Origin of the sequence: Mycolicibacterium chlorophenolicum, from assembly GCF_001044235.1 — a bacterium.
GTDB lineage: Bacteria > Actinomycetota > Actinomycetes > Mycobacteriales > Mycobacteriaceae > Mycobacterium > Mycobacterium chlorophenolicum.
Genome location: NZ_JYNL01000072.1, coordinates 1 through 26,395, shown reverse-complemented (window position 1 = coordinate 26,395; position 26,395 = coordinate 1). Strand labels below are relative to the sequence as shown.

Annotated in this window: 20 protein-coding genes and 1 pseudogene; 11 read left to right on the top strand and 10 right to left on the bottom strand. The window is 67.2% G+C overall.

Going from position 1 to position 26,395, the window contains the following annotated elements; translation table 11 throughout:
* Positions 1-3 precede the first annotated feature (3 nt).
* The 4 genes from MCHLDSM_RS37570 to MCHLDSM_RS34665 all read right to left on the bottom strand — a co-directional run bounded on the left by MCHLDSM_RS37570 (position 4) and on the right by MCHLDSM_RS34665 (position 4,810).
* Entirely contained in the window at positions 4-963 is a 960-nt protein-coding gene (locus tag MCHLDSM_RS37570; RefSeq protein ID WP_234714296.1) for a lipocalin family protein, read from the bottom strand.
* Positions 964-1,021: 58 nt separating this feature from the next.
* The gene (locus MCHLDSM_RS34675; protein WP_048474304.1) at positions 1,022-2,572 is read right to left on the bottom strand and encodes a GMC family oxidoreductase; all 1,551 of its coding nucleotides are present in this window, start codon (positions 2,570-2,572) and stop codon (positions 1,022-1,024) included.
* A gap of 92 nt (positions 2,573-2,664) precedes the next feature.
* Positions 2,665-3,015: a nuclear transport factor 2 family protein gene (locus MCHLDSM_RS34670; protein WP_048474303.1), complete on the bottom strand. Its 351-nt coding sequence runs from the start codon at positions 3,013-3,015 to the stop codon at positions 2,665-2,667.
* Between the two features lie 49 nt (positions 3,016-3,064).
* Entirely contained in the window at positions 3,065-4,810 is a 1,746-nt protein-coding gene (locus MCHLDSM_RS34665; protein WP_048474327.1) for an alpha/beta hydrolase family protein, read from the bottom strand.
* A 97-nt stretch (positions 4,811-4,907) separates the two neighbouring features.
* On the opposite strand from MCHLDSM_RS34665, the gene MCHLDSM_RS34660 reads away from it, so the two are divergent.
* Together MCHLDSM_RS34660 and MCHLDSM_RS36875 are read left to right on the top strand one after the other, a co-directional pair.
* Positions 4,908-5,399, top strand: coding sequence for a peroxynitrite isomerase (locus tag MCHLDSM_RS34660; protein ID WP_048474302.1), 492 nt, complete (start codon positions 4,908-4,910; stop codon positions 5,397-5,399).
* Between the two features lie 192 nt (positions 5,400-5,591).
* A complete protein-coding gene (locus tag MCHLDSM_RS36875; protein WP_053083179.1) occupies positions 5,592-7,706 on the top strand; it encodes a Calx-beta domain-containing protein in 2,115 nt (704 codons plus the stop codon).
* Between the two features lie 35 nt (positions 7,707-7,741).
* Here the strand turns inward: MCHLDSM_RS36875 and MCHLDSM_RS34650 are convergent, their stop codons facing one another.
* Positions 7,742-10,006: a WD40 repeat domain-containing protein gene (locus tag MCHLDSM_RS34650; RefSeq protein WP_109789024.1), complete on the bottom strand. Its 2,265-nt coding sequence runs from the start codon at positions 10,004-10,006 to the stop codon at positions 7,742-7,744.
* A 612-nt stretch (positions 10,007-10,618) separates the two neighbouring features.
* On the opposite strand from MCHLDSM_RS34650, the gene MCHLDSM_RS34645 reads away from it, so the two are divergent.
* The gene (locus tag MCHLDSM_RS34645; RefSeq protein WP_048474300.1) at positions 10,619-11,053 is read left to right on the top strand and encodes a VOC family protein; all 435 of its coding nucleotides are present in this window, start codon (positions 10,619-10,621) and stop codon (positions 11,051-11,053) included.
* Positions 11,054-11,059: 6 nt separating this feature from the next.
* Here the strand turns inward: MCHLDSM_RS34645 and MCHLDSM_RS34640 are convergent, their stop codons facing one another.
* Positions 11,060-12,250 (bottom strand): metallophosphoesterase, encoded by a 1,191-nt coding sequence (locus tag MCHLDSM_RS34640; RefSeq protein ID WP_048474299.1) that lies wholly within the window; start codon positions 12,248-12,250, stop codon positions 11,060-11,062.
* 142 nt (positions 12,251-12,392) lie between these two features.
* Here MCHLDSM_RS34640 and MCHLDSM_RS34635 point away from each other — a divergent pair, with 142 nt between their 5' ends.
* Positions 12,393-12,809 (top strand): hypothetical protein, encoded by a 417-nt coding sequence (locus MCHLDSM_RS34635; RefSeq protein WP_048474298.1) that lies wholly within the window; start codon positions 12,393-12,395, stop codon positions 12,807-12,809.
* Positions 12,810-12,818: 9 nt separating this feature from the next.
* Here the strand turns inward: MCHLDSM_RS34635 and MCHLDSM_RS34630 are convergent, their stop codons facing one another.
* A complete protein-coding gene (locus tag MCHLDSM_RS34630; RefSeq protein ID WP_048474297.1) occupies positions 12,819-14,369 on the bottom strand; it encodes a PTS transporter subunit EIIC in 1,551 nt (516 codons plus the stop codon).
* Between the two features lie 104 nt (positions 14,370-14,473).
* On the opposite strand from MCHLDSM_RS34630, the gene MCHLDSM_RS34625 reads away from it, so the two are divergent.
* The 3 genes from MCHLDSM_RS34625 to nagA are packed head-to-tail and all read left to right on the top strand — an operon-like array spanning position 14,474 to position 16,870.
* Positions 14,474-14,944 carry a PTS sugar transporter subunit IIA gene (locus MCHLDSM_RS34625; RefSeq protein ID WP_048474296.1) on the top strand — a complete coding sequence of 157 codons (471 nt, stop codon included), beginning with the start codon at positions 14,474-14,476 and terminating at the stop codon, positions 14,942-14,944.
* Entirely contained in the window at positions 14,944-15,729 is a 786-nt protein-coding gene (gene nagB, locus MCHLDSM_RS34620) for a glucosamine-6-phosphate deaminase (RefSeq protein ID WP_048474295.1), read from the top strand. Before MCHLDSM_RS34625 ends, nagB begins: the two co-directional genes overlap by 1 nt.
* Position 15,730: 1 nt before the next feature.
* The gene (gene nagA / locus MCHLDSM_RS34615; protein WP_048474294.1) at positions 15,731-16,870 is read left to right on the top strand and encodes an N-acetylglucosamine-6-phosphate deacetylase; all 1,140 of its coding nucleotides are present in this window, start codon (positions 15,731-15,733) and stop codon (positions 16,868-16,870) included.
* Here nagA and MCHLDSM_RS40025 read toward each other — a convergent pair.
* Together MCHLDSM_RS40025 and MCHLDSM_RS40020 are read right to left on the bottom strand one after the other, a co-directional pair.
* Positions 16,857-17,237, bottom strand: a pseudogene (locus tag MCHLDSM_RS40025) (TetR/AcrR family transcriptional regulator); the annotation flags it as partial. The gene nagA and the pseudogene MCHLDSM_RS40025 sit on opposite strands and share 14 nt — an antisense overlap.
* A gap of 1 nt (position 17,238) precedes the next feature.
* On the bottom strand, positions 17,239-17,508 hold a 270-nt coding region (locus MCHLDSM_RS40020), incomplete at its 3' end, for a TetR/AcrR family transcriptional regulator (protein ID WP_234714295.1).
* A 270-nt stretch (positions 17,509-17,778) separates the two neighbouring features.
* Between MCHLDSM_RS40020 and MCHLDSM_RS34605 the strand changes: the two genes are divergently transcribed.
* Genes MCHLDSM_RS34605 through glgC form a run of 4 tightly spaced genes read left to right on the top strand, consistent with a single transcriptional unit; the run spans position 17,779 to position 22,875 of the window.
* Positions 17,779-18,204, top strand: coding sequence for an MmpS family transport accessory protein (locus MCHLDSM_RS34605; protein ID WP_048474325.1), 426 nt, complete (start codon positions 17,779-17,781; stop codon positions 18,202-18,204).
* Positions 18,201-21,116: an MMPL/RND family transporter gene (locus tag MCHLDSM_RS34600; protein WP_048474293.1), complete on the top strand. Its 2,916-nt coding sequence runs from the start codon at positions 18,201-18,203 to the stop codon at positions 21,114-21,116. The genes MCHLDSM_RS34605 and MCHLDSM_RS34600 overlap by 4 nt, the downstream gene beginning before the upstream one ends.
* Before the next feature lie 5 nt (positions 21,117-21,121).
* Positions 21,122-21,562, top strand: a complete 441-nt coding sequence (locus MCHLDSM_RS34595) for a DUF5078 domain-containing protein (protein ID WP_048474292.1) — start codon at positions 21,122-21,124, stop codon at positions 21,560-21,562.
* A gap of 59 nt (positions 21,563-21,621) precedes the next feature.
* Entirely contained in the window at positions 21,622-22,875 is a 1,254-nt protein-coding gene (glgC, locus tag MCHLDSM_RS34590; protein WP_048474291.1) for a glucose-1-phosphate adenylyltransferase, read from the top strand.
* Positions 22,876-22,886: 11 nt separating this feature from the next.
* Here the strand turns inward: glgC and MCHLDSM_RS34585 are convergent, their stop codons facing one another.
* Complete coding sequence (locus tag MCHLDSM_RS34585; RefSeq protein WP_048474290.1) at positions 22,887-26,066, bottom strand: adenylate/guanylate cyclase domain-containing protein; 3,180 nt, start codon at positions 26,064-26,066, stop codon at positions 22,887-22,889.
* Positions 26,067-26,395 lie beyond the last annotated feature (329 nt).

Below are 26,395 nucleotides of genomic sequence, written 5' to 3'. Positions count from 1 at the left end.
CCGTCAGGCCAGCGCGGTGCTCCTGGCGCCGGGCTGCCGGGTCTTCGTGATCCAGCCGCGCACACCGTCAGCCTTGGCCTGGGCGACGAGGGCCTTGTACTGCTCAGCGGTCACGGTCGGCGTGCGGCTGAGGATGAAGCCGCTCCGTCCGGTCGGGTCGGTGACGATCGCGTAGTCGTAGTCCGATCCCAGGTCGACGACCCAGTAGTTGCCGGGTGGCGTTGCCGAGGGCTGCCGCCCGAAGAACGCCACGTTGAGCTTGGCGTTGGTGTCGTCGACGGGCAGCGCGGCGCCGTTGATACTCGACTTCGGGCCCCGGTCGAAGAAGTAGTTGCCGGAGTTGACGACCTTGATGGACCCGTCGGTGTTGCGGCTGTACTCGGCCTTGGTGTTCACCAGTCCGAGGGAGAAGAACTGCTTGACGCTGCCTACCTCGTACCAGGTGCCGAGGTACCGATCGACGTCGACCGACGGCACCGTGACCGGTGGCTGCGGGGCCGCTGCGGGCCGCGCCGCACCGCTCAGGGTGGACAGCGCGCCGAGCATCGCTGTCGCGACCGGGCCGGGCGAACGGTCGCGTGTCGTGGCCGTCGCCCGCTCTGGTGTCGCCTCGTCAGTTGCTTCGGACGTCGCTGTGGTCCTGGCCTTCCAGCGCCACAGGGGCTTCTGTGTGGTCGCGGACTTCCGGTCGGGCTTTGCGTCCGGCGTCTCCGGCTCCTGCCTCTCGGCGCGCGGACGGAACAGCGGCGTGCGTTCCGCGGCGTCCGATGACTTCCTGACCGACCGTTGGGGGCGCGCCGGCGCCTCACGTGTCTCCGACGCGGGACCGCGCTCGGCGGCCTGACTCGACGACGCACCCTCGCCGGACGCGCCGCTGTCGGCCGCCGCGATGCCGGCGCCGACACCGAACGCGAGACATGCGCCCGCGACGCAGGTGACCAGCGAGAACTGCCAGCGCTTCATGATCATGACCGGGGGCGTTGCCGTCGGCGCGGCGCGTCAAACGTCTATGACGAGGACGTCAGAATTGCCGGCGCACCGTCTGTCGCCCGTCCGGGCGGCGGAGGAGGTCGACGGCCTTCTCGCCGATCATGATGGCCGCCGCATTCGTGTTGACCGGCAGGATCCGGGGCATGATCGACGCATCGGCCACCCGCACACCGGTCAGCCCGTGGACACGCAGATCGGGCCCGACCACCGCGTCCGGGTCCGTGCCCATCGCACACGTGCCGACCGGGTGGTAGTAGGTGCCGGTGCCGCGGGCCAGGAATGCCCGCAGCGCGGCCTCATCGGTGACGTCGGGTCCGGGAAGCACCTCCCGCGCCCGCCAGGGCGTGAACGGCGCGGCGGCGGCGATCTCGCGGGCGACCTCGAGCCCGTGGAGCATGCGCCGTACGTCGGACTCCACGCCGAGGTAGTTCGGATCGATCAGCGGTGGTGTCGCAGGATCCGGTCCGGCGAGCCGCAGGGATCCACGCGCGTCCGGCACCGTCGCGACCGCCAGGGTGAAGCTGTTCGGCGGCGCGGTCAGGTGCGGCGGGTGGAACGGCACGTGGATGAACATGAGCTGCATGTCGGGGCCGGGGAGCGTGACGTCGCTGCGCCACAGCAGCGACGTCTCGGCGTGGTTGGTCTTCCCGGCCGGAATGGCCTGTGCCGCTTCGTAGACGACGCCGCAGAGCGGATGGTCGTGCAGATTGCGACCGACCCCGGGAAGGTCGTGGATGACGCCGATGCCGACGTCGAACAGTTCGGCGGCGGGCCCGATGCCCGAGAGCAACAGCAACCGCGGCGAATCGACGGCGCCGGCCGAGACCACCACCTCAGCATCTGCGTAGGCGGTCATGCGACGCCCGTACTGCACGTAATCGACGCCGGCACAATGGCTGCCGACGAACCGCAGGCGACGGGCGCGCGCATCGGTCATGACCGTCAGGTTCGCCCTACTGCGCGCGGGGTGCAGATAGGCGGCCGCCGTGCTCTGCCGCGCTCCACCGGTGATCGACAGATCATGCCAGCCGGCACCCTCGGGTTCGGCGCCGTTGAAGTCGTCGGTCAGAGGGAAACCGGAATCCCGTGCGGCCTCCAGGAACACCTGGGAGAGGGGATTGGCCACCCCCTCAGCGGCGGGTGCGGGGCGCATCGGGCCGTCGACACCCCGGAATCGGGGATCCGCGCCGCGTACGGTCTCCATGCGGCGGAAGTGGGGCAGCACCGATGCGTGATCCCACCCGGCGCAACCCGCGGCAGCCCATCCGTCGTAGTCGCTGGGGTGGCCGCGCAGATAGACCATGGCGTTGATGCTGCTGCTGCCGCCGAGTGTGTGCCCGCGGGGCCAGTTGTGGGTGAGCCCGGCGGTGCCCGGTTGCGGGACGGTGTCGTACGCGTAGTCGACGTCGGTGCCCCACAGGGTCGGCCAGGCGGGCGGCGCGGCGATGTCGGGCCTGGTGTCGGCCGGACCGGACTCCAGGAGCAGCACCCGGACTGCGGGATCTTCGGACAGCCGGGCGGCGATCACGCACCCGGCTGACCCGGCGCCGACCACCACGTAGTCGTACTCACTGATTCTCATTGTTCTCCAGTCACTTTCGGCGTCAGCGCGAAGTCGTACCGCGCACGCAGCCAGGGCACGTCGCAGGTACTTCCGTCGGGGGTGGGGCCGGGTCAGGGCTCGATGACGAGTCCGCTGATGAGTTCCCCGGCCAGCGTGAACCGGTAGTGCAGATCGGCCACTCCGCCCGGGAAGTCGCCCTCCAGACGTTGCACGACATCGACGTGATCGGAGTCGGAGACGGTCGCGCCGGTGAACGTGGTGGTGAAGGTGTATTCGCTGCCTGCCTTGTTCAGCCACGCGCCGATGGCGTCGCGCCCCCGCACGGTGTGGCCCTCGTCGGTGACGGCGGCGTCGGCGGTGAAGGTGTCGAGCGCGGCCGCGACGTCACGCGACGTGTGCGCGGTGAGGTAGGTGGTGACGACGGCGGGTAGGGCATTCCACGAGGTGCCGGTGTCAGTCATACCGCCACCCTGGAGGTTCCCCCAGGGGGAGGGTCAAGCGCTCTGATCGTCAGGCGGCGACGGCGGAGCGGTGCAGGCTGCCGGCATCCGAGGCGGCCTGCAGCAACTCGGGGATCGTCAAATCGCCCCAACCGGTGTTCACCGGTCCGCGCGCGGTACCCAGCCACGGCACCACGCCGGGATCCGGGGTGACGCCGAGGTGGTAGGCCTGGATGCCGGGCAGGTGGTACTGAAAGAAGTTGCCGAGAAAGTCGACGAAGAAGACGAAGTTGCGGATCGGGCCCGTGCGCCACAGCGTGACCGCGTTCAGCAGCGGCGTCATCGCCGCGGGGTCGCCGATCATCACGATGTGGCCGTAGTGCGGCTTGATACCGCCACCGGGCACGTAAGGCGGCATGAAGGGCTGCAGCCCCGGCAGATCGGTGGCCATGAACGGGGCTGGGTCACCGTAGGTTTCGACGTTGACGAACAGCGAGTCCGCGCCGTTGCCGGGGACCGTGCTGCTCATGCCGGGGCTCTCGAAGCCGATGCCGGCGAGGCCGATCTGCTGGGCGACGTACTGGGCTTCCCACCCGCCGAGCGAATGCCCCGTGACGAAGATGTCGTCGGTGCCGTAGCCCTGCAGAGCCGCGGCGGCCTGCACCCGTTCGGCGAAGCGCAGCGCGTCGTGGAACGCCCACGGTGTGGTCTGGGTGTAGATCACCTGAAGGTCGGTCAGGATCTGCGCGACCGCGATGAACGGGTTGAACAAGAGGTTCGTCCCGCCCGTGGTGCCCTGGTAGGAGATGACGATCTGATTGTCGGGGGTCACCCACACCCGGGCCGCCATGCCCGAGATGATGTTGGCCGACGCCATCTGAAAACCGTTGACGGTGAACGGAACCAGTCCGCCGGGCGTGGTTCCGAGGCCGTACGCGGCCGCCGAGGCGTTGAGGAACTGGGCCACCGTCGGGGTTTTCGCGGTGGTGGGGCCGGTGTAGGTCAGCGTCGGGAACGGCGGCTGCGGCGGGGGAGTGCGGTCGAGTCCGATCCACTTCTCCACTTCGCGGAACGCGGCGAACAGCAGATCGTTGATCGGCGGTGCGATCTTGATCGGCGCGGCCGGGCCCTGGGAGGACCGGGTGATGTCGAAGAATTGCAGCACCGTGTTGACGAGGTGGCCGGGCAGCTGCAGCAGCTTCCCCAGCGGCGAGAGCGGTTGCGGACCCTCCGGTGTGTCGGTGGTGACCGGGACGTCGATCGTGGCGACGTTCGGGGCCACGGCTGCCGCCGGTGGGGTGGCATCCTCGGTGCGGACGACGGTCAGGTGCCGGGTCAGCGGCGCGGCTTCGGTGCTGTCCTCGTCGGCCGGCGTCCGGTCGATTCTCGCCCGGAGCCGGTCCAGAAGCGGCGTGCGGCGCTCCGGCTTCGTGGGCTGTTCGATCTCGGTGTGACGCGAAGGGCGTTGTGCCACCTCGTGTTCGGTGCCGTCAGATTCGTCGGTGCTGTCGGCGGTGTCGGTACCGATGTCGGTGCCGCGGTCGGGGATCTCGGATTCGGCCTCATCCTTCGGGGAATCGTCCTTCGACTCCGTGGGCGAGGTGTCGGCCTTCGTGTCCTGATCGCCGGTGGACGGAGAGGAGGAGTCCGCGTCCGCTGCGCCGGTGTGGGCGGTCGTGCTCGAGGTCGAATCCGACCCCGCGGGCTCGGCCCACGCCACGGCCGGTGCCGGTGCGCCGGCGATCCCGGCGCAGAGCGCCACGGCGACCAGGGCGTACCGAATCCTCGCGCGTCTGCGCGCCCGCTCCACGTTCATCACCGCAAACGACTCCGTCCTGACACCGGCCAACCGTGACAACCTACGTTGTCCTGTGAGCGTAGTCACATCGGGGGGTGCGACGTAGGCTGATCCGATGGCTGTTTCCGCTGCTGAGCTGCATCCTGGCATCGCCGTGCTGGCGCCTCTGCTCGGAACGTGGGCCGGCGACGGAACGGGGGAGTATCCGACGATCGAGCCGTTCAGCTACGTCGAAGAGGTCACCTTCGACCACGTGGGCAAGCCGTTCTTGACCTACGTACAACGCACCCGCGCCACGGCCGACGGTCGGCCGCTGCACGCTGAGACGGGATATCTGCGCGCCCCGGCGCCGGACCGGGTCGAGTGGATCCTCGCCCATCCCACGGGCATCACCGAGATCCAGGAGGGGCGGCTGACGGCGGACGGCGAGGGGTTGCGGATGGATCTGGTGTCGAGCGAGATCGGCCGCGCCGAATCGGCCAAAGAGGTGATGGCCGTATGCCGGTCGATCGAGGTCCGCGCGGACACCCTCACGTACAGCCTGCGGATGGCCGCCGTCGGGCAGCCGCTGCAGCACCACCTGTCGGCGGTGCTGCGGCGACGGTAGGCAAACGCGATTGCCATTCTAGCCACGGTGATTGCCCTGGTTTTGCCGCATGTAGGGCTCGGGGGAGCTAAGCTCCCGAGAGCGCGTCGGCAAGCGTCCAGGCAGGTCGCTGGGACCGCGGTTGCGCGCGCCCGGGGGGTGATCGTGACAACGGCTCGGCGACTGTCTGTCGGCGGCGGACCGATCGGACGCGTGGGAGCGCTTGCTGTCGCGCTGGGTATCGGTGCGGCTGTCGCGTCCCTGCCCGCGGTGGCTGTCGCTGATCCCGCGGGCTCAGATGACTCGCACCACTCCGCGGTGTCGAATCCGTCGTCGTCGACGGATTCGGCCGACCCAGGACAGACGCACCAAGAAGCGGAGCCGCAGTCCGGTCCGAGTGGCGGGGCGTCGGCAGACGATGCGACACAAGACTCCGACGAGGCCGACGAGGACGCGCCCGCCGAGCCGGATGCGCCGGCGAGCCATGTCGTCGATCCCGGCGACGACGACACCGTCAGTCCTGCCACTGCGGAACGCTCCGGCAGACATCGATCGCACGCGGCTGTGAGGGACGGGCGTTCCCGCAGTCGGGCCATCGAGCAGGCCGCCGAGCCGGACCCGCGGGATGCATCGGTGACCGAGCCGGCGCCCGCCGCCGACGACACCCCTCGCTCGAGGACGGACGAGTCCGGTACATCCCAGCCGCTTCCCACACGTGCCGACACAGTGACCGTGGATGCTCCGGCGTCGCGTCCCGCGGCGCCTGCACGGGCGACACCGGTGCGCACGTGGCTCGCGACGTGGCTGGGCGCGAACAGGCGGCTGTCCGCCCCAGGTGATCCGGTCTCTCCTGCCGTGGTGCCGTTGATGTGGGGCGCCGCCCTGGCCGCGCGCCGCGAAGAACGGCTCCAGTCGTTGCGCAGTAGCGTCGAGACCTTCAGCCTGAAACTCTCCGCCGCCAGAACAAGCGGCTCCACCACGATCACCGTCGGATTCCCGCAGAGCGTCGCCTACCTTGCCGAAGGGGACAGCGGATCACGGGTCGAGCTGTTGACGGTGCGGCTGTCGGGTGCGGCGAAGACCACGGTGACCGTCCAGTACACGGTGTCCGTCTATCCCGGAAGCGGCTACAAGGCAACGGCGGGCGAAGATTTCAATGCGGCGACTGGTTCGTTGGTGTTCACGCCCGGCCAGACGTCCGCCACGATTCCGGTGACCATCCTCGGTGACACCGCCTACGAGCCGGACGAGGCCTTCCGCGTCCAATTGACCAGCGCCGTCGGGGCTTTGATCGTGCGCACCGCGGGTCAACTCCTCGGCCAGACCGACGTCATCCTCACCAACGACGATGCGGTCTCGGGTATCGGTATGACACTGCATCTGCGAGGGGCCGATGCGGCGGCCGTCAAGAAGGAATTCGACTTGATGTCGGACATGGGTGTCACGTGGGTGCGCATCGACATCGATTGGTCGGCAGTGCAACCGAAGCGGCGCAGCCTGAACTGGGCACCGACGGACCTGCTCGTCAACGAGGCGGTGGCGCATCAGATGAGTGTGCTCGTGACCATCGCGTACACGCCGGAGTGGGCGCGATCGACGGCGTCGCGACTGCTTCCGGATCCGACGCATGCCAGGCCCACGAATCTGTCCGATCTCGCGAACTTCGCCAGCCTCGCCGCGCGGCGCTATGCGCCGCTGGGCCTGCATTGCTGGGAGGTGTGGAATGAACCGAACACCGCGAAGTTCTGGCCGACACGACCCGATGCCGACGAGTACGGTCAGCTGTTCCGCGCGGTCGCGACCGCGATACGCGGAGTCGATTCCCGGGCAACGCTTTTGATCGGCGGTCTCAGCCCGCAGTACGACGGGTCGGCCGCCGAAGTGCCTCCCGCGGTCTATCTGGAACAGCTCTATGCCAACGGCACGGCCCAACTCGCCGACGGGATCGCCGCTCACCCGTACAGCTATCCGAACCTGCCGATGGATCCGGCGCAACGGCAGGTCGGGGGATTCGTCGACCTACCAGCACTGCAGACGGTGATGACCAACCACGGCGACGGCGCCAAGAAGATCTGGATCACCGAGTTCGGTGCACCGACGGGGACCAGTGTGAACGCCGTGTCCGAGCAGGACCAGGCAACGATCCTGCTGCAAGCCCAGCAACAGGTCGCGCAGTGGAACTGGGCCGGACCGCTGATGTACTACGAACTCGTCGACGGGGGAACGGATCCCACCGACGGTGAACAGAACTTCGGGGTGCTGCGCGCGGACCTATCGCTGAAGGCCGCCGCGCAGGCGTTGATGGACGCCGCCCGCGCCCGCCTGTGACGGCAATGCCGTATCTCGGAGGACCATCCAACCGGTCAGCCGATCTGGAGCACCGATACCCGACTCGTACTGGTTGTGAAAGAGGTCGCGACGGTGGTGGTCACCATGGCGCGATCACCGTTGATGATGGGTCCAGGGTAGCCGGCTGGGCTGCCGATGAGGCTGGCTGCAGAGCCGCTCTGTTCGCCGGTGACGGTGTCGATCAACACGACGTTGGTCTTCGGCTCACTCGACGCACCGATGACCAGCATGGCGTTGCGACCGTCCGGGCCGACCGCAACCGTCGTGCTGAGGTACCCACCGAAGGTCAGGGTGGACCCGGTTTGCGTTCCCGTGACCATGTCGTAGACCGCCGCCTGAGTGATGTGCGTGTTGTCATCGTTTGTCGTGATGAATATGTGTCGCCCGTCAGAACTGAACCGCGTCGACGCGAAACCACGAAGGGCCAGTGTGGTGCCGATCTGCGTGCCTGTTTCGGTATCCAATACGAGCACCCGACTGTTTGCGGTGTGGCCGAATGAGTCGTAAGCATTGACGGTGATCAGTACTCGTTTCCCGTCAGTGCTGAAAAGCGTTGCGCCATAGGGATTGTCACTCCCGGGCAGGGTGACGGTGGTACCTGTGGTCGTTCCCGTCGTGGTATTGCCCACGAGTAACCGAATGGTCGCCGCCATGGTTGTCGGAGAGTATTGACTGATACCGATGAGGACACGACTTCCGTCGGTATTGAGTGTCCTGATGACCGAGTTACCTCCCGACAAGGTACTCAGCGGTCGACCGCTGAACGAGATCGGTGTACCGGTTGCCGCACCGGTGGCGGTCGACATCGTCGAAACGACCGTTGACTCCGCATGCCGGTCGTACGTGGTGATCAAGACGTGCGTGCTGTCGTCGCTGAACTGCGCGCCCACCGCGCCATTGGCGTTCACGACGTCACCGATCAGCAGACCTGTGGTGCTGTCGATCAACGCCAGCTGGGAGGTGTTGACATAGCCGTAGCCTTGACCCCAGTCGGAAACCGAGGCGGTGAAGAGGATGTACTTCCCGTCGTTGCTGAACACCGGCGCATCACCGGCTCCGGTGAGGGATACCGAGGTACCGACCTGCTTTCCCGTGGCGGTGTCCATGACGGCGATGCGGCTGGTGTAGGTGCTGGTGTCGTAGAGGTCGCTGTAGTCCTGAGTGACTGTAACGGCGCGGGTACCGTCGGGGTTCACGATCAGCGAGGTTGAAGCCGCAGCGGGCTCGGGGACCACCGTTGCACCGTTGGGATCCAGGACCACGGAGCTCATCGGAGCGCCGGGAAGATCGACTGTGGTGCCGATCTGTGCGCCCGTCACTGCGTCGACAACGGTCTCTCGGACGGTGTACATCCCGGTCGTGGTGTTGAGATCCCTGGTGGTAATGAGTACACGAGTGCCATCCGCACTGAAGACGGGCGATCGGCCAGCGCCGGCGAGCGTCAGGGTGGCGCCGGCCTGCGTGCCCGTCGCGGGATCGAAGACAACGACATGCGTGACGGCGGCGAGCGTTCGGGGGTCGGTCAGCGGGCTGACGAGCACGCCCCGAGCACCGTTCGCGCTCAGCACTGGCGACGCGGGTGGATCGTCACCATCGACCGCGACACTTCCCAGCACGGTCACCGCACCTGTTACAGCCGTCGGCGCGATCGCCACCTTTAATGTCCTGGTCAAGGTGCCGCCGTGGCCATCGCTCACGACCACCGCGAACGTGTCCGATTTGACCGCTGCAGACGCACCCGGACTTGCGGCGGCCCGGCGTGCGGCCGCGGTCGGTATGTAGGTGAAGGCGCCTCCCGAGCCGAACACGATGCTGCCTTTGGTGGGCGCGGCGATGAAAGCCAGCAGGTCGCGATCGGCGTCGCGCGCGTTCAGAGTGCCGGTGACCGCGCCGGTGGCGGGGTCGGGGGAGCCGACCTTCGGCGTCCACGCCACCCTCGGGCGGGTGTTCGTTGGCAGGACGGGCACGGTGACCGTCGTGGCTGCGGTGCCGCCCACGCCGTCCAAGACGGTGACGGTCATCGAGTCGTTGGCTGCTCCTGGTACCGCGGCGGCGTGGCGCACAGTCGCGCTCGGCGTGTAGGTGAAGGCACCGGTACTCGAGTTGATCGTGACTGCGGCGCCTTTGGTACTGACCGTCGGGACGCTGAAGCTCAGCTCGTCGTGCTCCGGATCCGAGGCGCTGACCCTGCCGGTCACACGCCCGGAGAAGGGGCTCGGTCGACCGATCGTCACGGTGGCGATGACCGGTGGCTGATTCCCCGCTGCCGCGTTGCTCAAGACGGCCGCATCGGCGGTATCGCCGAATTCGCGGCGTGCGACCGCGGCGACGACCCATGGGGCCGGTGTTCCGACCGGGTTACCGGGATCAACGTTTCCCGACGCTGACCGCCTACCTGCCCGCGGTACAACACCGATCCTCACAGGCATCGACGACGCAGGATGTTCGATCGACGCAGTGTCATTCGAGCGTGTGCCGTGTCGGTCCGCAGTCCGATTTCGTGCCGCGCCCAGGCGCGCATGACGACCGGGATTCCGGGGCGGCCGCGACTCGGACTTCTGGGTCGAAGCTGATGGCGAGGAATCAGATGTCCCGCCGCCAGTCTGATCGGCCCAGGCAGCTGGAGCGGCGACTGCCACGGCAGCACCGATTCCCAACGCGACGGCAAGCCCACCGACTCGCCCAATCAACAGACCAGCTCTCATGGCGTCCTCGTCAGCGATTTCGCGGATGGTTCTCTGTACGCGCCTCATCATGATCAGTGGCCGCTGTGAAAGGTGCAGTAGTGCGCTACTGCACCTTCACCTCGGGGCCCATTGGGAACCGCTCGCGGGTACGTCATCCCGTCGTCTTGCCCCGCCGACGCCCAGTGATGGCGTAAGACGGTTTCCATGGCCGACCACAGCGCCCCCGCGATCGCGGGGATCCACCACATCTCCTTCACCGTGCGCGATATCGATGCCAGCATCAGCTGGTACGAGCGGGTGTTCCACGCGCAACGATTACCGATGACGTTTCCGCATTACGGGTGCGAGGACACCGGTTACGCCGTGCTGCTCATCGAACCGCGCTCGGGGCTGGCGATCGGGCTCCACAAGAACACCGGCAACGGCGGTGACCTCTTCGACGAGGCGCAGACCGGGCTGGACCACATCGGGTTCGGGGTGTCGTCCCGCGAGGAATTGGACGCGTGGGCCAGTTGGCTTGACGCACTGGACATCCCGCACTCCGGTGTCAGGACCGGCGATGAGCCGGTCGCGTTCGCCACCCTCGTGTTCCGGGACCCCGACAACATCCAGCTGGAGCTCTTCGCAGCGGCGGCCTGAACGGAATCACGGGCAGCGCAGCGTCAGAAGGGTGATCTCGCTCGGTGCGAAGACCCGGAAGGGAGGACCCCAGAACCCGGTCCCGCGACTGGTGTACAGCGCGGTGCGCTCACCGTGACGACTCAGACCGCTCACGACCGGCTGCTCGAGTCGGACCAGGGCATGGAACGGCCAGATCTGACCTCCGTGGGTGTGTCCGGAGATCTGCAGATCGACGCCCGCGCGCACGGCATGGATCACCTGTTTGGGTTGATGCGCGAGAAGGAGAATGGGAAGCGTGCTCTCGGCTCCCGCCAGCGCCGCTTCGAGATTCGCACCGTGACCGCGCAGACCTGACGCCTCCGCCGTCGCGTCGTCCACACCGGCGACGACGAGCCGGTCATCGCCGCGTTGCACGACGACGTGCCGGTTGTGCAGTGCGGTCCAGCCGATGCCTTCCATGTAGTCCAGCCAGCCCTGTGCCTCGCTGAAGTACTCGTGGTTGCCGGTGACGTACACACGAGCCGACGACGCCTGCACCGACGCCAGGGGATCCGACTGTTCGCGGCGTACCTCGACCGTGCCGTCGGCGATGTCCCCGACATGACAGACGATGTCGGCGTCGAGCTCGTTGACTCTCGCCACCACGTCTGCCGACCAGCGGACGCGGTTGATCGGCCCGAAATGGGTGTCGGTGATCACCGCGACGCGCAGCCCGTCCAACGCCGCACCGAGCGGGTCGATGACGACGTCGAGCCTCCTGACCCGGGGAACGCGCATCGCTTCGGCGTATCCCCACGCGAGAAGGACCGCAACTGAGACCACGACCGCGCCCGCCACCACCCGACCGCGGTGGGGGTTCTCGATTCCGGCCACGAAGAGCAAGAACAGCAGCACCTGTCCGAACACCGACCAGACGAACAGCACCCACCCCGCACCGAGCAGCGCATCGCCCGCGAGGGCGGCTCGGTCCCGATGTCTGGCGCCGTGGCCTGCCATCATCAACAGCGGCAGCACGGCGAAGAGCGCGACGAACACCACTGTCCCGATCACGAAGACGGGCGCAGGCCAGGCGGCACCCGACGCGAACAGCGTCCACCACGGGACGCCGAACAGCAGCAGGGCGATGCCGAACATGGTGGCCACGACGCGGAATCGGCGCCGGGGTCGATGTTCGGGTCCTACGGGCTCGACCACATCGGCGGGAGTTTCTGTCACGATTCGACGCTACCCATCGTCGATCACGCGCGGCCGACCCTGCGTCCCAGATCTCGGTTCGGCGACACGACGGACACGACCGAGGATCAGACCGTCTGCCTGCGACGATCCGGGCTGACGAGGCCGTACCCTGCGAATCACTATGGCAAAGGTCCTTCGCGCTCTCGCCGCCGTCACTGCGCCGGTGATCGCGGCCGTCGCCCTCGCCGGCGCCGCGGCCGCCGATCCGCCACTGCTCAACGGCACCTACGGATCCGCCGACGGCGATCCGTACAACGTGCTGACCATCACGACGAGTTGCGACCCCACGGGATGCGCCGGGACCGTCAGCAGCAACCAGGGCTGGAGCACTCCCACGACGTTCACCGACGGCCGGTGGGTGTTCACGGTGACGAAGCCGGGCGGACTCACCTGCGACGACGGACATTACGAACCGGCCGTGGTGTCGATGTCGGTCGATCCGGTGACGCTGAGCGGCGTGGTGTCGTCGGACTCGAACTACGGATGCGCGGGCGGCATCGTCACCCAGAGCCCGTTCCAGCTCCAGAAGGTCGGCTGACCGCTCCGGTTACAGCACGTCCCGGATGTCGTTCTTCAGCGCCTCGGACTGCGTGCCGAACACCGCCTGGACGCTGTTGCCCACCTCGAGGACACCGGCGGCACCGAGTGCCTTGAGCTGAGCCTGATCCACCTTGGACTTGTCGGCGACCTCCATGCGCAGCCGGGTGATGCAGGCATCGACGTTCACCAGATTGTCGCGGCCGCCGAACGCGGCGATGAGTTGCTCGGCCTTCGTCTGAGCCGGCGCGGCGACCGCCGTCGTCGTCGCTCCTGACGCGCCCGCCTCCAGGTTGGCCTGCTCCTCGGCCTCGAACTCGTCCTCCGGTTCGCGTCCGGGGGTGCGCATGTTGAATTTCGTGATCGCGAACCGGAACAGCAGGTAGTACACGACGAAGAACACCACGCCCATCCCGATCAGCAGCGGGATGTTCTTCGCGGCCGGAGCCGTCCCGTAGAGAAGCAGGTCGATCAGGCCGGCGGAGAACGAGAAGCCCAGATGGATGTCGAGCAGGTAGGCGATCGCCAGGGACAGTCCGGTCAGCACCGCGTGGATGACGTACAGCGGGAACGCGACGAACATGAACGCGAACTCCAGCGGTTCGGTGATGCCGGTCAGGAACGCAGTCAGCGCCGCGGCCGACAGGATGCCGACCGCGACCTTGCGCTGCTTCTTGTTCGCCGCGTGGATCATCGCCAGGGCGGCGGCGGGCAGGCCGAACATCAGGATCGGATAGAAGCCGGCGGTCAGATGACCGCCGGTCGGGTCGCCGGCGGCGAACCGGGTGAGTTCGCCGGTGACCGTCTCGCCCGAGGGCGTCTGGTAGTCGCCGTAGAGGAACCAGATGTAGGAGTTCGGAATGTGGTGCAGGCCCAGCGGAATCAGCATGCGGTTGGCGAATCCGTAGATGAACGCCCCGATTGCCCCCGACGCGCCGATGAACTCACCGAGGCCGGTCAGCCCGGCGTCGAAGATGGGATAGAAGTAGCTCATCGCGAACGCGAGGAACAGACTCGCCAGCGAGACGATGATCGGGACGAACCGTCGGCCACCGAAGAATCCGAGATAGGACGGCAACACGATGTCGTGGTAGCGGTCGAACAGCCACGCTGTGAGCAAGCCGACGAGGATGCCGGCGAAGACGCTGTAGTTGATCTGCGCCTGCTCGCCCGCCTTGTCGACCTGACCGGCCAGCACGATCGGCGACATCGTCTTGAACACCGCCTGGACCACCAGATAGCCGACCACCGCCGACAGCGCGGTCGATCCGTCGGCCTTCCTGGCGAAACCGATGGCGACGCCGACGGCGAAGAGCAGCGGCAGATTCGTGAACAGCGCGTCTCCGGCGGCGCTCATCGCCTTGAAGAACGCGCCGATGACCGGCACCTCGATCCGGCCCAGCAGGTCCGGCTGCCCCAATCGCAGCAGGATGCCGGCAGCAGGCAGCACCGCGATCGGCAGCATGAGGCTCTTGCCCAGCCGCTGCAGCTGGGCGAACCCCGGTATCCGCAGGCCCGACTTGCTCTGCGCTTCTTGTGGTTTCGCAGAATCACTGGTCACAGGTCAGCCTTCTCTCTCGCCCGTTTCGTGCCCTTGCGCAAGTGGAGCAAGCCTATTCTGGGTGGGATCGGCTTTCATCCGATCGGCCAAAAGGAGTAGCGCCAATGAGCAATACGTCCGTCCTCGCCCCGGTCGCCGGCCGCGCGGTCCCGCTGTCCGATGTCCCCGACCCGGTGTTCTCCGCGGGCATGGTGGGGTATGGCGCGGCGGTGGATCCGCCGCGGGAAGTCATCGACGCGGTGGCGCCGGTAGCCGGCAAGGTCCTCAAGCTGATGCCGCACGCCTATGTGATCATGACGCCCGACAACGTCGGGGTGCTGGTTCATCTCGGCCTCGACACCGTCGCCCTCGACGGCGAGGGGTTCACCACCCACGTCAGCCAGGGCGACGACGTCGCCGCGGGCCAGAAGGTGATCACCTACGACGTCCCCGCCATCGAGGCCAAGGGCCTGAATCCCATTGTCCCCGTTGTGGTGATGGACCAGCGCGACGCCGAGGCCATCACGCCGGCCGAGGCCGTGCTCGAGGGCGCGGTGATCGCCCACGGCGACGGACTCTTCATCGCGGCCACCTGATGGAAGTCGTCATCCTCGAAGACCGCGCGGAGATCGGCAGAGTCGGCGCCGACGCGGTGGCGGCGTTGCTGAAACGTACACCGGACGCGGTGCTCGGGCTGGCCACCGGTTCGTCCCCGTTGACCATCTACGACGAACTGGCGGCGCGATACGACGCGGGGGAGTTGTCCTTCCGCCAGGCCCGCGGCTTCACCCTCGACGAGTACGTCGGACTGCCCGCCGATCACCCGGAGCGCTACCGCAACGTCATCGACCAGGTGTTCGTGTCTCGTGTCGACTTTCCCGACGGGGCGGTGCAGGGCCCTGACGGTCTGGCCGCCGACATCCCCGCCTCGTGCGCGGCCTACGAGGCGGAGATCCGCGGCGCGGGCGGGGTGGACCTCCAGATCCTCGGCATCGGAACCGACGGGCACATCGCGTTCAACGAGCCCGGGTCGTCGCTGGCCTCGCGGACCCGCATCAAGACCCTCACCCGGCAGACGCGCATCGACAACGCCCGGTTCTTCGGCGACGACGTCGATGCGGTGCCGACGCACTGCCTGACCCAGGGGTTGGGCACCATCCTGGAGGCGCGGCACATCGTCCTGGTCGCGACCGGCCGCGGCAAGGCCGAGGCGGTGCACCATCTCGTCGAGGGCGCGGTGAGCGCCATGTGGCCGGCGACCGTGCTGCAGCATCACCCGCACGTCACCGTGCTGCTCGACGCTGCCGCCGCCCGCCGGCTCCAACTCGTCGACTACTACCGCGAGACCTACCGCTGCAAACCGGACTGGCAGGGCATCTGACGTGCTGCTGCGCGCCGACACGGTGCTGACCGGGCGGGACCTGCTGCGCCCGGGCTGGCTGGAGATCGCCGACGGCGTGATCCGCCGGGTCGGCGCGGGCGCCCCGCCCGCGCCACCCGATATGGATCTCGCCGCGACGGTGGTTCCGGGATTCGTCGACACCCATCTGCACGGCGGTGGGGGCGCCAACTTCTCGGCTGCCGAACCCGAGGAGACGGCCACCGCGGCGGAGTTACACCGCAGGCACGGCTCCACCACCCTGATCGCCTCACTCGTCACCGCCGGTCCCGCCGACCTGCGTCGGCAGGTCGCAGCGCTGGCGCGCGACGTGCGCGCCGGTGTGATCGACGGAATTCATCTCGAGGGTCCGTGGCTGTCACCTCTGCGCTGCGGCGCCCATCAGCCCGCCCTGATGCGAGACCCGGAGCCTGCCGAGATCGATGCGGTGCTGCGCGCGGGCGATGGCGCGATCCGCATGGTCACCATCGCACCCGAGCGCGCCGGAGCCGTCGCCGCGATCGAGCAGCTCACCGCGGCGGGCGTGGTGGTGGCGGTCGGTCACACCGAGGCCACCTATGACCAGGTCCGTGCGGCCATCGACGCGGGGGCGACGGTCGGCACGCACCTGTTCAACGCGATGCGACCGATCGACCGGCGGGAGCCCGGACCCATCGTGGCGCTGATGGAAGACCCCCGCGTCACGGTCGAACTCATCACCGACGGGGTGCACCTCGATCCTGCGATCTACCGGTTCGTCAGCAAAGCCGTTGGCCCTGAGCGGATCTCATTGATCACCGACGCCATGGCCGCGACCGGGATGTCCGACGGCCGGTACCTGCTCGGTCCGTTGGCGGTGGACGTCGCCGCCGGGGTGGCCCGGGTGGCGGGCACCGACACCATCGCCGGTAGCACCGCGACGATGGACCGGGTGCTGCGGTTCGCCGTCACGCACAGCGGGATGCCGCGGGACGCGGCGTTGCAGGCCGCGGTGGCCCAGGCGTCGGTCATCCCCGCCCGCGCCCTCGGGTTGCCCAGTGCCGCAATGACCGTCGGCTCGGCCGCCGACCTGGTGGTGCTCGACGATGACCTGTCGGTCACCGGGGTCATGCGCACAGGCGCCTGGGTGGTCAATCCGGTGTGACCTGCCAGGTGCTCATCGCATCCTGCAGCTCGTCGTGCGTCAGCGCGTCGACCGGCAACCGCTCCAGACCCGGCTGGCACCGCATGCCCTGCAGGAGAAGGCCGACGTAGCGGCGCCACAGCTCCTTCGACACTCCGTCGGAGTACTCGCCGACCGTGCCCGCCATCAGGCCGAGCAGCGGCATGTCTGTCGATGACACCTCGGGCCGCAGGTAGCCGTCGCGCTTGGCCCGCTTCACGAGTTTCGAGATGACGGGATCGAGCAGGGTGCGGCCCGCGTCCACCCTGCCCCCGCAGTAGGCCTTGCTGAACGCGACCTCGCGCAGGCCACGGTCGGTCGCGGTCAACTCACACATCGACCACACGAANTTCCCAGGAGTCCTCGGCTTCCAGCGCGGTCTCGGCGAGGGCGACCAGTTGGTCGATGCCGTCGAGGAAGATCGCCTCGAAGAGCGCCTCCTTGGTCGGGAACCGCCGGTACACGGTGCCCACCCCCAGCTTCGCGTGGTGAGCGACCTCGTTCAGCGTCGCCTCCAGCCCACGCGTGGCGCAGAGCTCGCGCGCGGCCTCGATGATGCGGCGCCGGTTGCGCTCGGCATCCTTGCGCAGGCTCGCTGCCTGCGGATCCCCAGCGTTCATGACGCAGAGTCTACGACGCGCAGGCACCCGCTCCGTTTGGTCGCAGCGCGCCACATCACCATGAGCCCAATGTAGTGACGCGCCTTACAAAAACGCAACAACCGGATTGACTCTATCCACTTGTCGGCTTAAGTTCCTACAAGATCACACGCCGGCTGGTGGCTCGCGGCGTCCCTCACCGAAAGGCACGACCTTGCCTGTAGTTGTCGCGCGCGCTCAGCCAGGTGCGAAACCGTTGTGCAACAGCAGCACTCGAACGCGACGGCCGCGATGATCACGATCGTCAAGCGGGTCTGGCTACCCGTGCTGGTCATCGTCGCCATCGCGGTCGGCGGGCTGGCGGTCGCGAACCTGCGCTCGGTTTTCGGCTCCGACAAGGCCATCGTGACGCCGGTCGACGCCGACACCGCGGAGAACTTCAACCCCAAGGTCGTCACCTACGAGATCTTCGGAACGGGATCGTCGGCGAGCATCAACTACGCCGACCTCGACGGCAAGCCGCAGCGCACCGGCGAGGTGAGTCTGCCCTGGTCACTGACCCTGCAGACGACGCTGCCGTCGGTGATGCCGAACATCATGGCCCAGGGCGACGGCCAATCCATCACGTGCCGCGTCACCGTCGACGACGAGGTCAAAGACGAGAGGACGGCACAGGGCGTGAACGCCGCCACCTACTGCCTGGTGAAGGCAGCATGATCACGTTCCTCAAGGGCCGGCCCGGCGACAACGCCGACGACGCGCCGACCGACGCGATACCGGCCGCGCGGCACGCCGCCACGGCCCGCCCGAAGCTCCCCCGCTTCATCCGGATGTTCGCCGTCCCGATCGTGCTGGTGTGGATCGCGATCGTGGCGCTGCTGAATACGGTTGTGCCGCAACTCGAAGAAGTCGGGAAGCTACGCGCCGTCTCGATGAGCCCCAACGACGCGCCCGCGTTGATCGCGACCAAGCACGTGGGCGCGAAGTTCCAGGAGTACGACACCAGCAGTTCAGTGATGATCGTCGTCGAAGGCGACCAACCCCTGGGGCCGGAAGCGCACACCTACTACGACGAGATCGTCCGCGACCTCAATGCCGACACCACACACGTTCAGCACGTGCAGGACTTCTGGGGTGACACGCTGACGGCGGCCGGCGCCCAGAGCATCGACGGCAAGGCCGCCTACGTGCAGGTCTACATCGCCGGTGACCAGGGTGAGGCGCTGGCCAACGAATCGGTGGAGACGGTGCGTGACATCGTCGACAGCAAGGCGGCGCCGCCGGGCGTCAAGGCTTATGTCACCGGGCCCGCGGCGCTGACCACCGACCAGAACATCGTCGGCGACGCCAGCATGAAGACCATCGAGTTCGTGACGATCGGGATCATCATCGTGATGCTGCTGATCGTCTATCGGTCGGTCACCACGATGCTCGTGGTGATGTCGATGGTTTTCGTCGGACTGCTGTCGGCGCGCGGCATCGTGTCCTTCCTCGGCTTCTACCAGGTCTTCGGTCTCACCACCTTCGCGACGAGCATGGTGGTGACCTTGGCGATCGCCGCCGCCACCGACTACGCGATCTTCCTGATCGGCCGCTATCAGGAAGCGCGACGGTCGGGAATGGACCGAGAGTCCGCGTACTACGACATGTTTCACGGCACGGCCCACGTCGTGCTGGCCTCGGGCATGACCATCGCGGGCGCCACGCTGTGCCTGCACTTCACCCGGCTTCCGTACTTCCAGAGCATGGGCATCCCGCTGGCGGTCGGCATGACCATCGTCGTGGCGGCGGCGCTGACGCTCGGCCCCGCGCTGGTGTCGATTGTGACCCGATTCGGAAAGGTGCTGGAGCCCAAGGGCAAAGGCCGTGCCCGCGGTTGGCGCCGGCTGGGATCGGCCACCGTGCGGTGGCCGGGGGCGATCCTCGTCATGGCGACGGTGCTGTGCCTCGTCGGTCTGCTGACCCTGCCCGGTTATCACACGACATACAACGATCGGATCTACCTGCCCGGCGACGTCCCCGCCAACATCGGATACGCCGCGGCGGACCGGCACTTCTCCGACGCCAAGATGAACCCCGACCTGCTGATGGTCGAATCCGACCATGACATGCGCAATCCCGCCGACTTCCTGGTGATCGAGAAGATCGCCAAGGCGCTGGTGCGGGTGCACGGCATCGCGTCGGTCACCACGATCACTCGTCCCGACGGCAAACCGATCAAGCATGCATCGCTGGCCTACACGGTGAGCCAGAGCGGCAACGGGCAGATCATGAACAACGACTTCCAGCAGACCGTGCTGGACAACACGCTCAAGCAGGCCAACGACATGCAGGTGACCATCGACTCGATGGAGAAGATGCAGGGCATCACGCTGGAACTGGCCGATGTCACCCGTCGCATGGCCGACAAGATGAACGACACGTCGGCCAATCTGGTCGAAGTGCGGGACCATCTGGCCGATTTCGACGATCAGTTCCGGCCGCTGCGCAACTACTTCTACTGGGAACCGCACTGCTTCGACATCCCGATGTGCTGGGCGTTGCGGTCGATCTTCGACAGCCTCGACGGCATCAGCACGATGTCCGACGACTTCACCGAACTGGTGCCCGACATCGAACGGATGGCGCAGTTGACGCCGCAGATGGCAGCGCTGATGCCGGCGATGATCCAGACCATGAAGAACCAGAAGCAGATGATGCTGAATCAGTATCAGGCGCAGAAGATGCAGCAGGATCAGAACATCGCCATGCAGGAGGACACTACGGCGATGGGGGAGGCGTACGACACCGCCCGCAACGACGACACGTTCTATCTGCCGCCGGAAGCGTTCCAGACGGCCGACTTCCAGCGCGGCATGAAGCTCATGATGTCGCCGGACGGGAAGGCGGTGCGCTTCACCGTCTTCCACCAGGGTGACCCGCTGACCGAGGACGGCACCGAGCGCATCGACCCGATGCGCATCGCCGCCGCGGACGCGATCAAGGGCACCCCACTCGAGGGATCGACGATCTATGTCGGCGGCAGCGCCGCGATGTACAAGGACATGCAGCAGGGCGCGGACTACGACCTGCTCATCGCGGCCGTGGCGTCGTTGATCCTGATCTTCCTGATCATGGTGATCCTGACCCGGGCTGTGGCGGCGGCGGCCGTCATCGTCGGCACGGTGGTGCTCAGCCTCGGGACATCGTTCGGATTGTCGGTCCTGGTGTGGCAGCACATCATCGGCATCCCGCTGAGCTGGATGGTGCTGCCCATGTCGGTCATCGTGCTGCTCGCCGTGGGCGCCGACTACAACCTGCTGCTGGTGTCGCGTATGAAGGAGGAGATCCACGCCGGGATCAAGACCGGGATCATCCGGTCGATGGCCGGCACCGGATCCGTCGTCACCGCAGCAGGATTCGTGTTCGCTTTCACGATGATCGGCATGATCGTCAGCGACATGATCACCATCGGGCAGGTGGGCACCACCATCGGCCTGGGGCTGCTCTTCGACACGCTGATCGTGCGCTCGTTGATGACACCGTCCATCGCGGCGCTGATGGGCCGGTGGTTCTGGTGGCCGACCCACGTGCGGCCGCGACCCAAACCGAAACCATGGCCGCGGGTCGCCGAGGAGGTGACTGTGTGAGACGGATGCTGACTATTGGGCTGGCGGCGTTGGTGGCGGGCCTGCTGGGAGCGCCACCGGCTGGCGCGGACTCGACCGATGACTACCCGATCCCGCGCAGGCAGATCGAGACGTCCTGCGACGCCGAGCAGTACCTGGCGGCGGTGCGGGACACCAGCCCGGTCTACTTCGAGCGGTACATGCTGGACAAGAGCAACCGCCCGCCCGACGTCCAGCAGATGGCGGTGGACCGCATCCACTGGTTCTACTCGCTGGACGCCGCGGCGCGTCGCCAGTACTCCGAGGACACCGCCACCAACGTGTACTACGAGCAGGTGGCGACCCGGTGGGGCAATTGGGCGAAGGTCTTCTTCAACAACAAGGGCGTGGTGGCGCATGCCACGGATGTCTGCATGACCTATCCGCGCGGCGACCTGTCGGTGTGGAGCTGGCCGGTCGCCCGCTGAGCGGGCGGGCTTGTCGCCAATGTGCGGCCTTGTGGCCCGCGTCACACTAGATTGGGGCGATGACTGTTTCCCCGGGCCGCAAGAAAGTCATCGCGATCGTCCTGGCGGGAGGCGAGGGAAAACGTCTCATGCCGTTGACCGCCGACCGGGCGAAGCCGGCTGTGCCTTTCGGTGGTATCTACCGCCTCATCGATTTCGCCCTGAGTAACGTCGTCAACTCCGGCTACCTCAAAGTGGTTGTGCTGACGCAGTACAAGAGCCACAGCCTGGACCGCCATGTCACCACGACGTGGCGGATGTCGACTCTGCTGGGCAACTACGTCACGCCGGTGCCGGCCCAGCAACGGGTCGGCAAGCGGTGGTATCTCGGCAGCGCGGACGCGATCTACCAGTCGCTGAATCTGCTCAACGATGAGGATCCGGACATCGTGGTCGTCGTGGGCGCCGATCACGTGTATCGGATGGACTTCGCTCAGATGGTGCAGCAGCACATCGAGAGCGGAGCCGGTTGCACGGTGGCCGCCATCCGGCAGCGAATCGAACTGGCTGACCAATTCGGTGTCATCGACGTCGACCCCACGTCTCCGCAGAACATCAGGGCCTTCCTGGAGAAGCCGACCGATCCGGTGGGGCTCCCCGACGCACCCCACGAAGTACTGGCCTCGATGGGCAACTATGTCTTCAGTGCCGACGCGCTGCGCGACGCCGTCACCCGTGATGCGACCGCCGACGCGTCCAAGCACGACATGGGTGGGGACATCGTGCCGTGGTTCGTCGACCGTTCGGAGTCGGCCGTCTACGACTTCAAGAACAATGATGTGCCGGGGTCTTACGAGCGTGACCGAGACTACTGGCGGGACGTCGGGACGATGAAGTCCTATTTCGACGCGCACATGGATCTCGTGGCGCCGCTGCCCGAGTTCAACCTGTACAACTCCGCGTGGCCGATCTTCACCAGCTACGGAGCCCTGCCGCCGGCCAAGCTGGTCGAGGGCGAAATCGGCGCGCCGACGATGACCCACAACTCGATCCTGTCACCGGGCGTGGTGATCACCGGCGGCACAGTGAGCAAGTCCGTTCTCTCCCCGTCGTGTCGGGTCGGTTCGGGTGCGGAGGTCTCCGACTCGGTGCTCCTCAACGGCGTCGAGATCGGCGCGGGGGCGGTCGTCCGCAACGCGATCCTCGACAAGAACGTCGTGGTGCCACCCGGCGCCGAGATCGGCGTCGATCCTGCGGCCGACGAGGCTCGTGGCTTCATCGTCCAGGACGGCCTCACGGTGCTCTCGAAGAATCAGGTGGTGCCGGCCCCCTGAAGGAGCCGTCGTCAGGTCATCGCCTCGGCCCAGGCGATGTGTCCTTCGAAGCCGAGTGATTCCGCCATGGCGCGGTAGCGATCTCGATAGTCGCGGTAGGAGGCTTCGTCGCCCTTGGCACGGGCCGACAATGCCCGCAGTCGGAGCAGCCAGACATCGCGAACAACCAGTCCGTCATCGGCAGCCGCGGCGGCCAGCCGTTCGATCGTGGCCTCGGCTTCGGCCACGTCGGCCGAGGCCCCGCTCTCGAGCAGGGTTTCCACCAGAACCCCCGTCGCGGGAATGGCGTAACCCCACGCCAGGAGTTGGCCCTCGCGAGCCGGGTGGTCGACGGCGGCGAGCATGAGCGGTGTCGCCTCATCGTGGTGTCCACGACGCGCCCGCTCCCGTGCCAGGTACACATGGACGAGCGGTAACTCCGACAGGGAATGCCCCCGGCGCTGGAACGTGTCGCCGACCTCGGCGAGCAACGTCTCGCCGCGGCAACGCTCCGCATCCGTCTGGCGGTGCACCAGCGCGAGGCCCAGCGCCGATCGGGCCCAGACCACCGCCATGTCGTCACCGGACTGCTCGGCGATCCGGAGCGCATCCTTGATCTCGTGTAGAGCCTGATCGGAGGGGGCCAGCACACCGAACGATGTTCCCGGCCAATACGCATAGGTGATGACCGTGGCGTACGACAACGGGTCGGCGCTGCGCGCCATGGCCACGCCGTGGCGAAGGTCTTCGCGCCATCCGGAACGACCCAGGCACCACCGGGCGATAGCCCGTGTCGTGAAGGCGAGCGCCAGGGGAGACCCGAACATGAAGTCCCCCTTCGACGGATCGCCCTCCGCGAGGTCGATGGTCCGTTGCGACAACCGCAGCAGGTCACCCCACTCGCCACTTTGACCCTTGGCGTAGATGACAGGAAAAGAGAGCCCGACCGTCAATGTCGGATCGCCGATCGACTCGACGAGTGCCCAGGCTTCCGATGCCAGCTGCGACGCCTCGCGGATCCGACCCCGGAACGCGCGCTCCAACACCAGTCCGGCCATCCCGATGGCCAGTGACGCCTGGTCCCCGGCCGCGGCGCACAACTCCCGCAGCTCCTCGAAGCGGTCGCCGAGCACGGTCTCCTGCACTCGCCAGGCGATACCGCACAACATGGTTCGTGGCGCAATGCGCATCGCAGCCCGGTCGGGATCGTCGGCAGGCATTGCGTCGGCAATTGTTCGAGCGCGCTCCCAGCTGTGACGCGCCGCGGCAATGTCCCGGTAGGTCGCCCACATCGCGGCGCGCATGTGCCAGCCGTATGCGGCGTGCAGATCACCGGCCGCCTCTGCATGTTGGGCGATCAACGCGGCATTCTCATCAGCCGCCTCCGCGGCGACGGATTCGATGGCGGCCGCGACGCGACCGTGGAGCTCGGCGCGATCGACTTTGAGCTGTGATTCGTAGGCCACCGTGCGAATCAGCGGGTGGCAAAAGGCGTATTCCGGACTCGGGGTGGATTGCACCTGCTCGATCAGCTCAGCACCCAGCAGTTCGCTGAGCACCTCATCGATGCCCAATGCGGCCAGCAGCTCCGCCTCGAAGCGGACGCCGATCACCGACGCCGCATTCAACGTCTGCTTCGCCGTTTCACTCAGCCGGTCGATGCGTGCTTCGATCGCCGCCTGCACGGTGGCCGGCACCGTGATCTCGGCGGCGTCCTCTTCACAGACATAGCGACCGCGGTCACCTTTCAGCGCGCCCCGCTGAGCCAACTCACGCACCATCTCCTCGGCGAAGAAGGGAATCCCGGCGGCCCGTTCGCCGATGATCGTCGCCAGCGCCGTGACCGACGGATCCGGCCCCAGCAGCTCGCCGATCAGCGCCGCGGTGTCTGAATCACTCAGGGGGGCAAGCGCAATGGTCTGAGCTCCGGGCACGCGCGTCAGCGCTCCGTCGTATACGGGACGGTAGGTGATCAGCACCATCGAGGGCGTTTGGGGAATCACCGCGAGCAGGTCGGTCACCAGCGACTCACTGACGTCGTCGATCCAGTGCGCGTCCTCGATGACGTAGAGCGCCGGTTCGGTGCGAGCCAGCGTCACGGAATCCAACAGCGCGGTCAACCGCCGCCGGCGCGCATCCGGATCAATGCGGGGCAGTGGCACATCCCGGTCGCCGATGCCGAGCAGATCATCGAGCAGGAGGAGATCCTGCGGGTCGGCATCCGGGACTTGTGCATGGGCATGACTACGGGCCGCGTCGTCGTCCAGGTCGGCGATGCCGCTGGCCGTCCGCAGCAGCCTCGTCACCACGTCGAAAGCGATGTCACGAGCGTGAGATTCGCAGTGCGTCCAATACACGTCGGCACCACGAGCCGCCGCCAGCGCCGCCGCCTCTCGAGCCACCCGAGACTTACCGATACCGGCCGGTCCCACCAGATTCACGACGACACCGCTCCCGCTGACCGTGCGGTCCACCAGGGCTTCCAGGGCGGCCATCTCCCAGCGCCGGCCGACCAGGCTCGCCTCGGTGCGCCCGATCCGCGACGTTCGCGGCCGGATCGCCAGAAGCCGGCGCGCCGACACCGGCGCGTCCCTGCCCTTGATCGAGACCAGCTCGACGTCTCCGAGCGCCGCGGCATGCTCGACCAGGTGAGCGGTGGACGCGCTGAGCATGACGCCGCCCGGCGGGGCCACCGATTCCATGCGTTGCGCCAACCCCACCTGCTCGCCGATCGCGGCGTAGCCCGAGACACCCGAACCGATGTCACCGGCGACGACCTGGCCCGAATTCAGGCCCACCCGCAGCCGCAGCGCGACACCGTCACGGCGGGCGACCGTGCCGGCCAACCGGTGCGTCTCCTCCTGGATGGCCAGCGCGGCCAGGCACGCCCGGTACGCGTGATCCTCCAGAGCTGCGGGCGCCCCGAACAGCGCCATCAGTCCGTCCCCGGTGAACTTCTCCATCGTGCCGCCGTAGCGCCGCACCACGGCCGCGCCGCGGCTGACCAGTTCGGCCATGATCTCGCGCAGGCGCTCGGCACCCACCGCGGCCGCGATGTCCATCGAACCCACGACGTCCGCGAACAGCGCGGTGACCTGCTTGTACTCCGCACGGGTGGTCGAACCGACCAGTGGCGACCCACATCGATAACAGAACCGGGCATTCGGCACGGTTCCGCCGCCACACGTAGGACATGCCGTCACGGCCGTCATCCGGGCACCACCGGTCCTGGGGGGTTCGACCACCTAGGACAAGAGGCTAGAGCGTTCGGCGACGGATACCGGCGTAATTGACGCCGGTATCAAGGCCGAGCTGCCCACTGTGCTGAGGATCGAACGGCAGTGTCGCGGCGTCATCTCGAGCGCGGCGAACCGAAGCGCAGCCGAAGCTGAGGGGTACCTGCGAGAGAGGTCTCCGGCCTGGATTCGGTGGAGCCGATGACGGTGTGGTGTTTCAGGACATACGCATAGGGTGTCGCAACACATCGGTATAGCCGGGCGGGGTGACCGTCAGCGCTATGTCGAAGGCTCGTCTGGTCATC